This is a genomic window from Zymobacter palmae (assembly GCF_003610015.1).
Taxonomy (GTDB): domain Bacteria; phylum Pseudomonadota; class Gammaproteobacteria; order Pseudomonadales; family Halomonadaceae; genus Zymobacter; species Zymobacter palmae.
On record NZ_AP018933.1, the window covers coordinates 885,699 to 898,922 of the forward strand.

Annotated in this window: 10 protein-coding genes; 3 read left to right on the top strand and 7 right to left on the bottom strand. The window is 56.3% G+C overall.

Features of this window, described 5'->3' with window-relative positions; all coding sequences use genetic code 11:
* Window positions 1-427: 427 nt before the first annotated feature.
* From edd to ZBT109_RS03915, 5 genes are all read right to left on the bottom strand, one after another.
* A complete protein-coding gene (edd, locus tag ZBT109_RS03890) occupies window positions 428-2,272 on the bottom strand; it encodes a phosphogluconate dehydratase (protein WP_027706257.1) in 1,845 nt (614 codons plus the stop codon).
* Between the two features lie 425 nt (window positions 2,273-2,697).
* Entirely contained in the window at window positions 2,698-4,266 is a 1,569-nt protein-coding gene (gene proP / locus ZBT109_RS03895; protein WP_038279645.1) for a glycine betaine/L-proline transporter ProP, read from the bottom strand.
* Between the two features lie 328 nt (window positions 4,267-4,594).
* Entirely contained in the window at window positions 4,595-5,032 is a 438-nt protein-coding gene (locus ZBT109_RS03900; protein ID WP_051524224.1) for a phosphate-starvation-inducible PsiE family protein, read from the bottom strand.
* 68 nt (window positions 5,033-5,100) lie between these two features.
* The gene (locus ZBT109_RS03905; protein ID WP_027706259.1) at window positions 5,101-5,352 is read right to left on the bottom strand and encodes a hypothetical protein; all 252 of its coding nucleotides are present in this window, start codon (window positions 5,350-5,352) and stop codon (window positions 5,101-5,103) included.
* 319 nt (window positions 5,353-5,671) lie between these two features.
* Window positions 5,672-7,027, bottom strand: coding sequence for an ammonium transporter (locus ZBT109_RS03915; RefSeq protein WP_051524225.1), 1,356 nt, complete (start codon window positions 7,025-7,027; stop codon window positions 5,672-5,674).
* 369 nt (window positions 7,028-7,396) lie between these two features.
* Here ZBT109_RS03915 and ZBT109_RS03920 point away from each other — a divergent pair, with 369 nt between their 5' ends.
* Window positions 7,397-8,053, top strand: coding sequence for a septal ring lytic transglycosylase RlpA family protein (locus ZBT109_RS03920; RefSeq protein WP_169734035.1), 657 nt, complete (start codon window positions 7,397-7,399; stop codon window positions 8,051-8,053).
* A 137-nt stretch (window positions 8,054-8,190) separates the two neighbouring features.
* Here the strand turns inward: ZBT109_RS03920 and ZBT109_RS03925 are convergent, their stop codons facing one another.
* Both ZBT109_RS03925 and ZBT109_RS03930 read right to left on the bottom strand, forming a co-directional pair.
* Window positions 8,191-9,138, bottom strand: a complete 948-nt coding sequence (locus ZBT109_RS03925; RefSeq protein ID WP_027706261.1) for a homoserine kinase — start codon at window positions 9,136-9,138, stop codon at window positions 8,191-8,193.
* 172 nt (window positions 9,139-9,310) lie between these two features.
* Window positions 9,311-9,643 carry a DUF2782 domain-containing protein gene (locus ZBT109_RS03930; RefSeq protein ID WP_051524226.1) on the bottom strand — a complete coding sequence of 111 codons (333 nt, stop codon included), beginning with the start codon at window positions 9,641-9,643 and terminating at the stop codon, window positions 9,311-9,313.
* 196 nt (window positions 9,644-9,839) lie between these two features.
* Here ZBT109_RS03930 and ZBT109_RS14070 point away from each other — a divergent pair, with 196 nt between their 5' ends.
* Together ZBT109_RS14070 and polA are read left to right on the top strand one after the other, a co-directional pair.
* On the top strand, window positions 9,840-9,965 hold the full coding sequence (locus ZBT109_RS14070; protein WP_267878436.1) for a hypothetical protein: 126 nt from the start codon (window positions 9,840-9,842) through the stop codon (window positions 9,963-9,965).
* Window positions 9,962-12,796, top strand: a complete 2,835-nt coding sequence (gene polA / locus ZBT109_RS03935; RefSeq protein WP_027706263.1) for a DNA polymerase I — start codon at window positions 9,962-9,964, stop codon at window positions 12,794-12,796. Before ZBT109_RS14070 ends, polA begins: the two co-directional genes overlap by 4 nt.
* Window positions 12,797-13,224 lie beyond the last annotated feature (428 nt).

The following is a 13,224-nucleotide window of genomic DNA, read 5'->3' on the forward strand; positions in this document are numbered from 1 at the left end:
TCAGTACGATTAATCGCGCGGGCATGCGCATACCGGCATGTCATTGGCTGCAATGTGCGTGCAAATCGTAATCATCGTACTTAAGTGAAGGCGTATTTATGGTGGTGAGCGGCTTGGTGTTGTCTCTACAGCAAGGACGTCGCTGAGCTTCTGGCAGCGGGAGACCACGCTATGCCATTAACGACGACTATGCGCTACCTAGAGGGGAGATGTATAGGATGGGGAATATAAATAAGCGAATTAATAAAAAAGTTGAATGATAACGCGTGTGGCTACTGGTATTTATTGTTTGTAAACGGTAATAGACAGAGAGAATGGGCAGGTGGGGCATACTCAATTGATCCAGCGATAACTATATGGGCCGAATAATATGTCATAAAAAAACCGGCTCCTCTTGGGAGCCGGTTTCGTCGTACAGGGCGAATGCTTATTTGTTTTTAAGCATGCTCTGTTCGAAGCCACCGAAAGTGCAAGCACCTTCTTCAGACGGACCTACCAGCTGACGCATGCCGCCGAACATTTCGCGGCCCATGCCCATGTGGTAAGCGCTGAGGTCTTCTTTGACGACTTCGCGTTTGGCCCACTCAGCGTCGTCGATGATGACGTTGAGTTCGCCTTTGTCTGCGTCAAGGCTGATGATGTCGCCATCACGCAGTTTGGCCAGCGGACCGCCTTCCAGTGCTTCAGGAGTGAAGTGGATAGCGGCCGGTACTTTACCGGAAGCACCGGACATACGACCGTCGGTGACCAGCGCGACCTTGAAGCCACGGTCCTGCAGTACGCCGAGGAACGGTGTCAGTTTGTGCAGTTCCGGCATGCCGTTGGATTTCGGACCCTGGAAGCGGACAACGACGACAACGTCACGGTCCAGCTCGCCAGATTCGAAAGCGGCTTTCAGCTGGTGCTGATCGCTGAAGATACGTGCAGGTGCTTCAACTTTGCGGTGTTCCGGCTGAACGGCAGACGTTTTGATGACGCCGCGGCCGAGGTTACCGTCGAGAACGGCCAGACCACCCGTTTTCGCGAACGGTTTTTCGATCGTTGCGATAACGTTTTCGTCGAGGCTCTGTTCCGGACCTTCACGCCATACCAGTTTGTCGCCGTCGAGGAACGGTTCTTTGGTATAGGCTTCCATACCGGTACCGAATACGGTCGGGATGTCGGTGTGGATCAGGCCGCCTTTGATCAGCTGGCGAGTCAGGAAGCTCATGCCACCTGCTGCGTGGAAGTGGTTCACGTCAGCCTGGCCGTTCGGGTAAACCTTCATCAGGCCCGGTACGACAGTAGACAGCTCGGTGAAGTCATCCCACGTGATGGTGATGCCCGCAGCACCGGCCATAGCAACCAGGTGCATGGTGTGGTTAGTGGAACCACCAGATGCCAGCAGACCAACGATTGCGTTGACGATGGTACGTTCGTCGACCTGTTTGTAGAACGGAGTGAATTCGCCGCCCTGTTTGGTCATTTTGACCGCACGCTGAGTCGCATATTTCGTCAGCGCATCACGCAGCGGCGTGTTCGGGTTGACGAAAGAGGAACCCGGCAGGTGCAGACCCATCAGCTCAACCATCAGCTGGTTGGAGTTTGCAGTACCGTAGAAGGTGCAGGTACCCGGTGCGTGGTAGGACGCACATTCGGAATCCAGCAGTTCTTTACGGCCAACTTTGCCTTCAGCGAATTTCTGGCGAACTTCAGCTTTCTGCTTGTTGGAGATACCGGTCGTCATCGGGCCAGCCGGAACGAAGACGGTCGGCAGGTGACCGAAACGAGCGGCACCGATGAACAGGCCCGGTACGATCTTGTCGCAGACACCGAGGTACAGCGCGGCGTCGAACATGTTGTGAGACAGACCGATGGCCGCGGCCATGGCGATGGTGTCGCGGGAGAACAGAGACAGTTCCATACCCGGCTGACCCTGAGTGACACCGTCACACATGGCCGGAACACCACCAGCGAACTGGGCAGTGGAGCCTACTTCACGAGCCGCTTTGCGGATCAGATCCGGAAAGACTTCGAACGGCTGGTGAGCAGACAGCATGTCGTTGTAAGCGGAGATGATGCCCAAGTTGGCGCTGTTCATCAGCTTCAGAGACTGCTTGTCGTCGCCACAGCAGGCGGCAACGCCGTGAGCCAGGTTACCGCAGTCAAGTTGGCCGCGGTGTACGCCGCGAGCTTCTTGCTCTTGCATGTGTTTCAGATACAGAGCACGACGTTCAGCAGAACGTTCCTTGATGCGTTGAGTGACCCGGGTCACTGTTTCATTCATGGCCATTTCTATACCTCGGGATGATCACTGGTTTGTGATGTAGGTAAGTTTACCAACTTTTTGGGGCAAAGTCTCGTTCATATCGGCATTGCATACTGAGAATGTATGTAATCTTTCTTCATATGTCGGTGGGATGACACGACGTTATGAGACTACTCTCGAATGCCCATCTGAAATAACCTTGCTCCACGGTATGCTGATCGACCGTCCTGCCTTCCCATTCTACAAGACCAGCAGGAAAGCGGGGAAATTGAATATGCGTGTTTCTGCGCTAACGCGCTAAAGACTGTCTTAGCTATCGGCCTTTCCACGCAGAGTTGAACCTGAGATGTTGCTGAATGCCGCTAGGTGGCGATGTCGAGGGTAGGAAATGCTCACAAAAAAGGCTGCCCGGGTAGGGCAGCCTTCTTCATTATTTACGCATCACGCCATCAGTCTTTCTTGGGCGAGGTGTGATCGTCGTGCAGGTGCGGATGGTCGGCGATGATTTCCGCGCGACGTTCGTTTAGAGCGCGCAGTTCGTCTTCGACCTCTTCCAGCTCGTTTTCCAAATTAGAGCGGTGCTCCTGCAGCAGTTCGCGGGCTTCCGCACGAGAGGAGGCGGCCGGGGCTGAACCTTCCAACGGCTGAGATGCAGTTTCTCGTGTCAGCAAGATCGTGATCAGACCGATAATGGCCGCTGCGATCCAGTAGTAGGCTGGGACGTCAATGCTGCCAGTGTGATCCATCAGCCACGTGTTGACGGCCGGTGTCGGGCCCGCAAACAGCGCTGCTGAAATGTTGAACGCGATCGCCAAACCGCCGTAGCGGACGCTGGTCGAGAACAACGACGGCAGCTTGGACGGCATGGTGCTGGAGAAGCAGCTCTGGATCAGTGAGAAGCCCAGCAGGCCCAGACCGATGCAGAGCAGAGAGCCTTGCTGTACCAGGTGCAGCAGCGGTACGGCAAAGATCATGGTGAGGATACAGCCGGTAATGATCAGCGGCTTGCGCCCTACCTTGTCTGCCAGCAGACCCAGCAGTGGCAAGAAGATTAACATGGCGCACATGATAAAGGTCATCATGCCGTCAGCAGTCAGCGCACGGATGTGTTCACCCGTATTCGGATCAGTCACGTGCTGCTGCATGTAGGTCGGCATGACCGTGGTGAGCAGGTAGGTGCTGACGTTCATCAGCAGTACCAGACCGATACACAGCAGCATCGGTTTCCAGTGCTGAGTGAACAGCTCTTTCAGCGGCACGCTTTCGCTGCTGCCTTCCGCTTTCTGTTTTTCAGCGTGTTCGGCGAACGCCGGCGTTTCTTCCAAACGTGTACGCAGGTACAGACCGATCAGACCCAGTGGACCCGCGATGAAGAACGGGATGCGCCACGCCCAGTCGTGCATAGCTGCTTCGCCAGTGAAGTAGCTGACGGCGGCTACGGTCAGTGAGGCAAGAATGAAGCCTGCGAACGTGCCGAACTCAAGCCAGCTGCCCATGAAGCCACGCTTGCGGTCAGGAGAGTACTCCGCCACAAAGGTAGCAGCACCGCCGTATTCACCCCCCGCAGAGAACCCCTGTACCAGTCGGAAGGCGATCAACAGGATGGGCGCTGCCAGGCCGATGGCGCTGAAGCTCGGGATCAGACCGATACAGAAGGTACTGATCGCCATCATGATCATGGTGAGGGCCAAGACCTGTTTGCGACCGATGCGATCGCCCAGCGGGCCGAAGACCAAGCCACCCAGCGGGCGCGCAAAGAAGGCAACCGCGAAGACGGCGAAAGCGCTCATCAGCTGAATGGTCGGAGAAGCATCCGGGAAGAAGTTCTTACCGATGGAGGCAGCCACAAGGCTGAATACACCGAAGTCGAACCATTCCATGGCGTTACCCAGCGCGGCAGCAGAAACGGCTTTGCGCAGGGTGCTGTTGTCGACGATGGTGATGTCGTCCAATCCTAGATGCTGGTGCGATGTCTGACGCTGTTCGTTCAGCGTTCGATTGTCATGAGCCGAGCTCATCATGTGCTCCTTTGGCAGGCAATAATACAGACGTTGAACCAATCAATAATGATAAATTATCAAACAGGAAGGGATCCATTATACAGGAGAATGGAATAATTTCTTCTGTGGTGTGGGCCCTTAACCTCTGAAAATGAGCATTAACTAGCGTTCATATCACTGAATATAGCGGTATCTACTAAGAATTGCGGGATATAAGCCTCATAAATGACAGAATGGCGGAGGCTTCAATAGGAATATGGCAATCTTTAGCCTATCAGGTTCCCTCTGGCAACACGTTTTACGCAGCAAAGGGTGTGCCAGAGGGGGCAAGAAGGTACTGCAGGATTTAGGAGCGCTTGTCTTTATCTTCTGGAGTATCCCTCGATATAAGGCGGCGATCCTCATGGGAAGGATAGAATGAAAACCGTACTTGGCAATAGGCCAGTATTAGCAGTGACAGGCTCAGCAGTACGATGGCGCCTGCGCTGAAGATCAGGTCATGCTGACCGAACTCTTGCGAGTCCGCCATCATATGACGCGCGATACCAATGATGGCAATGAAGATCGGCAGCAGTACCGATAGGCGTCCTTCATGCCAGTAGAGTTTGACCATTGTGATCAGCTCGAGAAACATGAACAGCAGCAATATATCGGTGACAGTGACGATTTGGACTTCCCACATCGCGACGCATTTTTCGCCAATAGCGAACAGAATGACCGCGGTAATGATCAGCAGTCCTGCTCGTTCGATCCAGCGAAAAGGGGAATTCTCCTGAATTTGCATAAGGGCTTCTCCATGACAAGGTGAAATAACGGCGATCGGGCAGCGGGTGAGTATGGTGGATATATACCTTAGTGAATTGCTTGTGTAAGCAATTTTTTAGCACGTTGTCCTGCTGCTAAGAATAGAAAGGTCGAGCCAGATTTGCTGTAGTTAAGCTTCGCCTTATGCGGCGGCTGATCGGTGCCAGAAAGGCTTGGAAGGGTGGCAAAGCGTTTCTTGATGCGTGCATGCCAATGTGAGCGATTGAAAGGCGCTTGCTCACGGAGGTTGCCGAGCGATGCCGGTGTGAAAAAAAAGCAATTCACTGCACCAATCAGCATCTTCCTTATATAGATGATGAAGGAGCACTGATCGTGAGAGGTACTCGGCCGACTGTGAAGAACGGGAGTAATGCCGACAGCATCTGGCCAGTGAACGAAGGAAAAGGCCTGCCCAACACCCAACACCCAACACCCAACACCCAACACCCAACACCCAACACCCAACACCCAACACCCAACACCCAACACCCAACACCCAACACCCAACACCCAACGCACAACGCACAACGCACAACGCACAACGCACAACGCACAACGGGCAGGAGAGAACCCTCTCCTGCCCGGTGGATGCGACTAGGTTATTGATTTGTGCTAGTAATTACAGGTTGTAGCCGCGTTCGCTGTGTTCGGCTAGATCAAGGCCGGTCGCTTCCGTCTCTTCGCTGACACGCAGGCCCAGAGTGGACTTGAGCACGCGTAGGATGATGTAGCTGATAATCCCACTATAGAGCACGGTGAAAATCACACCTTTGACCTGTGCCCACAGCTGCACGCCCATGGCGTAGTCCACGGCACCATTGCCGTTACCGCCGAAGAGCGGCGCGGCGAAGACGGCGGTCAGGATGGAGCCGACGATACCGCCTGTACCGTGAACGCCGAACACGTCGAAGGCATCGTCATAGCCGAAGAAGTGCTTGACGGTCGTTGAGGTGAAGAAGCAGACCACGCTGGTGATAGCACCCAGTAGAAGGGCACCCAACGGACCACACGTACCGGCGGCAGGCGTGACAGCCACCAGTCCCGCAACGGCGCCTGTGACGGCACCCAATACGCTGGGTTTGCCAGCACGGAACCATTCGAGGAACATCCAAGCCAGTGCTGCGGCAGCAGTGGCCACCTGTGTCACTAGCATCGCCATCCCGGCGTTGCCGTCTGCAGCAGCGGCAGAGCCAGCGTTGAAGCCGAACCAGCCCAGCCACAGCAAGCTGCCACCGATGACGGAGTAGGTCAGGTTATGCGGGGCCAAGTGCTGAGTCGGATAGCCTTTGCGGCGCCCCAGCATAATGCAGGCGACCAACCCGGCAATACCGGAGTTGATGTGTACAACCGTCCCCCCCGCGAAGTCGATAACGCCCCAGTCACTGCCCATGAACGCGCCGCTGCCGCCCCACACCATGTGGGCTACCGGGAAGTACACCAGGGAGACCCACAGCACCGAGAACCACAGCATGGCTGAAAATTTCATGCGTTCGGCGAAAGCACCTACAATCAGTGAGGGTGTTATGATCGCAAAGGTCATCTGGAACATGATCCAGACGCTTTCTGGAATTGTGCCGTGTACGGCTGCTGCTGTCAGATCGCGCAGGCCGATATGGCTTAGCCCGCCGATAAAGGAGTGCAAGTTGAGCTCTCCTTCCTTCATACCGGCGTCGTCGAAGGCGAGCGAGTACCCATAGAGCACCCACAACACGCTGACGATGGCGGTAAGACTGAAGCAGTGCATCAACACCGACAGTACGTTTTTGCTACGTGCAAGGCCGCCGTAGAACAGAAACAGGCCAGGAATGGTCATGGCCAGTACCAATACGGATGAGGTCAGCATCCAAGCCGTGTCACCGCTGTTGAGCGTGGCCGTATCTGCGGTAGCCGCGCCTGACCAGGCCATGAGCGCGCCCAGCACGGCGAGCGGCCATCCTGTCCGATAAGATGAAAACGTGAGGCGTTTCGGCAACATATCCCGGCTCCTGAAGCAAGAGTGATAGCGTTCGTAGGTAGAGTAGGCGTGATGGCTACATGCCCTGCGGGTAAGCATTTTTCCGGCCTTTTTGTTTTTTTGTATTTATTTTCAATATGTTGAGGGTGAGAGGCGTCTTTTCTTACGCTGCTCATGCGCAAAGGCTGCTGTATCGTGCACCATGATGATGCATGCGCAAAAATGATGAAAAGCCGAGTCAAGCGTAGTGGATTGGTCTGCGCGGTGCGCCCTGAATGTGGTTCAATGGTGTCAATAAAAAAAGACGGGCCGCCGTAGGCCTATTGCTTTCCCCTTATTTTCGGGTCGCTGCATGTAGCTTCAGCGGCCGTTTGTGGAGTCCTTCCTTTCATGAACAAGCATTCGGTAAAGGCCCAAAGGCCGCTGCAACAATCGTCGTATCGCCAGCGATGGTGCGGGTTCAAGGCGCTGCTGGTTCTGTTGGTAAGCTGCCTGTCGTTCCAGATGCATATTGCTCAGGCCCATGAGCATGCCGCCAAGCCCCAGGCTCAACAGGGGCGCCAGAAGTCTCCCGAACGTCGTGCCGCGTCTAAGCCCACGCCGCACACTCCTCCTAAGAAAGAAAAGCCCAAAGCCACGCCTTCACGCACCAAACCGGCAGCTTTCGAGCGTAAGATTGCTGTTCAGCACAAGACGTCACCTTCCCGTGTTCAGCAGGGAAAAGCCTCGTATTACGGTGGTGCGGCGCTTAACGGCCGCTTGACCGCCAGCGGTGAACGGTTCAATCAGAATGAACTGACGGCGGCTCATCCCACGCTTCCTTTCGGAACGCGCATCCGCGTGACCAATCTGTCTAATCAGCGTCAGGTCGTTGTGCGTGTCAACGATCGTGGACCGTTCGTCAAAGGCCGCATTCTTGATGTGTCCACGGCGGCGGCACAGCGCATGAACATGACTGGGCAAGGGGTAGCGCAGGTGCGTGTCGAAGTACTGAAGGGCGAAGAAGTGGCGTCATCGCGTACGGCGCAGAAAGCCCCAGTATCTTGAGGAACGGACATGCCGCACTGTTTCTGCTGTGAAGCATGACGGCGCACGATGCATCAACGACAAGGGCGACCCTAAACAGGTCGCCCTTGTCGCATTTTTCATGCAGATGCTTGGTGCAATCGAATGGCCCTTTATATTTAGGGCAGGTCGGACAGGCGTGTCGCGTAGTGAGCGTTGAGGATATCAAGGAACTGGCGCGGCGGTTTGGGCGTCAGCTGGAAGGCCGGTTGGTCAACGTGAATGACCAGCAGTCGTGACAGCCAATAGCGCAGCGCGGTCAGCTTCAGCATATCGTGCCAATAGTCGCGCTCCGTATCGGTTACGGGGCGTTCCTGCACATAGGCGTTGATCATGGCGCTGTAGCGAACTTCGTCCAGTGTGCCGTCTTCTGTATGGCACCAGTCGTTGACCAGAACGGCCAAGTCATAGATGAAGTCACCTACGCAACCGTTATAGAAGTCGATGACACCGCCCAGATGATCACCTTCGAACAGCGAGTTGTCGCGGAACAGGTCGCCATGGATAGCACCTTGCGGAAGAGCTGGGGCGTTACTGAAGCGGTCGCAGAGCGCGTGGCCATAACGAGTCATCAGCGCCTGTTCGTCCGTAGATAAGAACGGCAGTACGCGGGGAATCTGGCGTTCGACCCAGTGATGATCGCGTTGGTTACCGCGCTGGCCGTCGAAGGTGTGTGAGATTTGGTGCATGCGCCCCATAAAGCGCCCTATTTCGGTGCATTGGGCAGGGGTGGGGGCTTCAGGAGAGCTGCCGGGTAGGCGAGGGAACAGCAGTGCAGGGCGATCAGCCAGCGTCTGGAGTGCCTGTCCACTGCGGTCGGCAATCGGGCCAGGGACGGGCAAATTGTGATGGGCTAGAAAGTCGAGCATATCGACGAAGAATGGCAATTCATCCGTTCCGCCCTGCTCGAAAAGGGTCAGCACCATGCGCTGCTGATCGGTCGTGACGAAGAAGGTGGAGTTTTCCGTTCCACCCGCGACTTCCGCGAGTTTGTCAAGGGTGCCTACATCGTAGCGTTCGAGAAAGGAAGAGACCTGGTCTGCGTTCAAAGGGGTGAAAACCGCCATACGTTCGGTATCCTGAAGCAGTGTTGGAATGTGTTGTTGTGGGAGTCAGCGTTGACTCTATAAAACAGGAATTCGCTGAGTATACGGAAGGCCTACCGCTCATGTCACTGACAGCAAAACGACCGCTTGAGTGCCAAGCGGTCGTTTCTGATTGGAACCGTCGTGCGAGAGGCTACCAGCGGAGCAAGGTCCATTCTGGAATAGCAATTCGCAGGTTGCGCTCCATCTGGAAGTTGCCGTCGCCGGAGTGGTCAACCAGCATGTATGGTTCGCCTCGACTGGGCGTGATCTTGATCGCGTACAGCTTACCGTGAATACGATACTCTTCGATCGTCTGATCTTTTTCCTGACGTGTGGTGATATCGGGTGTCTGCTGCTGAGCCTGTGTTGCCGCAGGCTTGTCGTCGGCGTGGGCCGCCACTGTCGTAAGACTCGGAACGGCGGCCGTCACGACCAGACCTAGAGCCAGACGGGCGAACCGTCGACCTGATTGCGTATGCTGCATGAGTGCCTCCTGCTTGATCATCTGCGCGTGCCGTCCAATTACGATAGAATGGCATAAGACATCACGCAGTGTAAGCGGTAGCCGATGCGTACGCCACGTCGACCTTGGGAGGTGCCATTGTCGGGTGGTATTGCGCGCTGACTTTCGCGGGCCTGGCCGTGATGTAGGCCACCGTGTCTCGGGGTGGAGCGGCCTAATGCCTTCTTCGTTCCATGCCTGTGCCAAAGGCGAGTTACCGTGGCACGATGCCCATTTCTTCTGGCTGTGCGCCGTTGTCCTGCGCGCAGCGCGACAGACCCGTTCCCGTGTGGAGTTACCATGACTGCCCAAGCCGTGCCCCCCATCGTTCTGGTTGATGGTTCTGCCTATCTCTATCGCGCTTTCCATGCGTTGCCGCCACTGACGACGTCGGATAACCGACCGACGGGGGCCATCCGAGGGGTGGTGTCGATGCTGCGCAGTCTCATCAACAGTTGGCCGGACAGCCCGATGGCAGTGGTATTTGACGCCAAGGGCAAGACCTTCCGCGACGAGTTGTTCGATCAGTACAAAGCCCATCGACCGCCGATGCCTGATGACTTGCGCGCTCAGATCGAGCCTCTGCACGCATGCGTGAGAGCCTTGGGGCTGCCGCTGCTGTGTGTTGAAGGCGTCGAAGCCGATGACGTGATCGGAACACTGGCTGATCAGGCGCGCGATGAAGGGCGTCAGGTCATTATCTCAACCGGCGACAAGGACATGGCGCAGCTGGTCAACAGCCACGTCACGCTGGTCAATACGATGACCAACGAAACGCTGGATATTGACGGCGTTACCGAGAAGTTCGGTTTGCCGCCCGAGCGCATCATCGACTTTCTCGCGCTGATGGGCGACAGCGTCGACAACATCCCCGGGGTGCCTGGTGTGGGCAAGAAGACCGCGCTGGCACTGCTGACCGGCATTGAGGGTGGGCTGGACGCCATCTATCAAAACCTAGAGGCAGTGACGGCGCTGAGCTTCCGTGGGGCGAAGTCCATGCCTAAAAAACTGGCCGAGCATCGTGAGCAGGCCTTCCTGTCTTATCAGTTGGCCACGATCAAAACTGACTGCCAACTGCCCGTGTCGCTGTGTGATCTGACGTTGCCAGCGCCCGATATCGGCGCGTTGCATCAGTTATTTGCCGACCTAGAGTTCAAAGGCTGGCTAAAAGAACTGGACAACGGCACTTTCAGCAGCGTATCTCGCACGGCCCAGACGACCAGCACTGCGGTCGCGGCTCAGGCCCCTTCTACTGGGCCGCAGGGGGCGTTATTCGGTGATGATGACGAGAATGATCAGGCCGAAAGCGTCGAACTGCCACCCATCACGCAGGATCAGTATCAAACGGTGCTGACACCCGAAGCGTTCGAGGCATGGGTAGCGCGTTTAGAGCAGGCCGAGCGTTTCTGCTTCGACCTCGAAACGACCAGCCTCAACTATATGGAAGCCGAGATCGTCGGTATCGGGTTGGGGTTAGCGCCCGGCGAAGCAGCCTATGTGCCGGTGGCGCATGACTACATCGGCGCGCCTGATCAGCTTGATCGCCGTCAGGTACTGGCGCGCCTTAAGCCGCTGTTCGAGAATGCCGCCATTGCCAAGCTCGGCCATAACCTCAAGTACGATATCGAGGTGCTGGCACGCTATGAGATCGGTGTGTCGGGAACACTGCTCGATACCATGCTGATGTCGTATGTGCTGAATTCCACCGCCAACCGTCATGACATGGATTCGCTGGCGCTGGCACACCTAGGCCACACCACGACCAGTTTCGAAGATGTCGCGGGTAAAGGGGTGAAGCAGCTGACCTTCAATCAGGTCGCGCTGGAAGAAGCCGCGCCTTATGCCTGCGAGGATATCGACGTCACACTGCGTCTGTATGACGTGCTGGCACCGCGCGTGGCACGGGAAGGGCGGCTGGAAGAGGTGCTCGATACGCTGGAAACGCCCTTGATCCGCGTACTGGCGCAAATGGAGCGCAACGGCGTCAAGATTGATGCGGCGGCACTGGATGCGCAAAGCGCTTCGCTGGCGGCCGAGATCCAGCAATGTGAACAGGACGCCTATGCTTTGGCAGGCCGCGAGTTCAATCTGGGCTCGCCCAAGCAGTTGGGAGAAATTTTGTTCGAAGAGCAGAAGATCCCTGTGCTGAAGAAGACCCCTAAAGGAGCCCCCTCCACGGCCGAAGCCGTGCTGGAAGAACTGGCACTCGATTATCCGCTACCCAAGGTCATCATGAAGCATCGCGGGTTGTCGAAGCTAAAATCGACTTATACCGACAAGCTACCGCAATTGGTCGATCATCAGCAGCGTGTGCACACCAGCTATCATCAGGCGGTGACTGCGACGGGGCGTCTATCGTCGTCCGATCCCAACCTGCAGAACATCCCGGTCCGTACCGAACTGGGGCGTCAGATTCGCAAGGCGTTCGTGGCACGCGATGGTTATCGCATCGTCGCAGCGGACTATTCGCAGATTGAGCTGCGCATCATGGCCCACCTGTCCGGTGACAAGGGGCTGCTGGACGCCTTTGCACACGATCAAGATATCCACTCGGCCACGGCGGCCGAGGTCTTCGGCGTACCGCTTGGCGAAGTGACCGGCGAACAGCGCCGCAGCGCTAAGGCGATCAACTTCGGGCTGATCTACGGTATGAGTGCATGGGGATTGGCGCGTCAGCTGCGCATCGAACGCTCGCAGGCACAGGTCTATATCGAACGCTATTTTGATCGCTACCCGGGCGTGGCACGCTTTATGGACGACATCCGCCGTCAGGCCGCCGAACAAGGCTATGTCGAAACGGTCTTCGGGCGTCGCCTCTATGTGCCGGACATTAACGCACGTCAGCACAACCGTCGTCAGGCCGCCGAACGCACGGCGATCAATGCGCCGATGCAGGGGACTGCTGCCGACATCATCAAGCGGGCCATGATTGATGTGGACCGTTGGCTGCGCGATACGCATCAGGATGCACTGATGGTCATGCAGGTACACGATGAGCTGGTGTTCGAAGTGCGTGATGAGCAGGTCGATAACTTCATCGTGGAAGTGCGTAAGCGCATGGAAGCAGCGGGCGATCTGGATGTTGCATTGGTCGTTGACGCGCGGGCAGGCCGAGACTGGGATGAAGCGCACTGACGCTTCCGGTGGGTGTTGTTTGACACGCTGCCGCGCTGGGCGTAGCGCACGTTCCTATCGCTAATGCCAAGGCCCTGATCCGTTGAATCGGATCAGGGCCTTTTGCGTATGGGCCGGGTGTAAATAGGAGCGCCTGTTGCCCGCATAGACATGCGCATGAGTGTGAATGCTGATGACGTATGAGTGAGGGCCATGATCGTTAGAGGGGCGACGTAGCACTTTGCGCAGGAGATAGATAGAAGACGCTGGAGTGTTTGGGCTCGCAGTGTTGGTTATCGAGTGGCGGTACATAGCGGTGGTAAATAGAGTATGACTGCGGTGGAAGAGCGCTGAGCATCGGCAGGGATATGCTGACGTTACCATGGCGGAATGCCTTGCCATTGGTAGCCTTTGGTGTACATATCGAGGCCATTGTTGAGTGTTTGTGT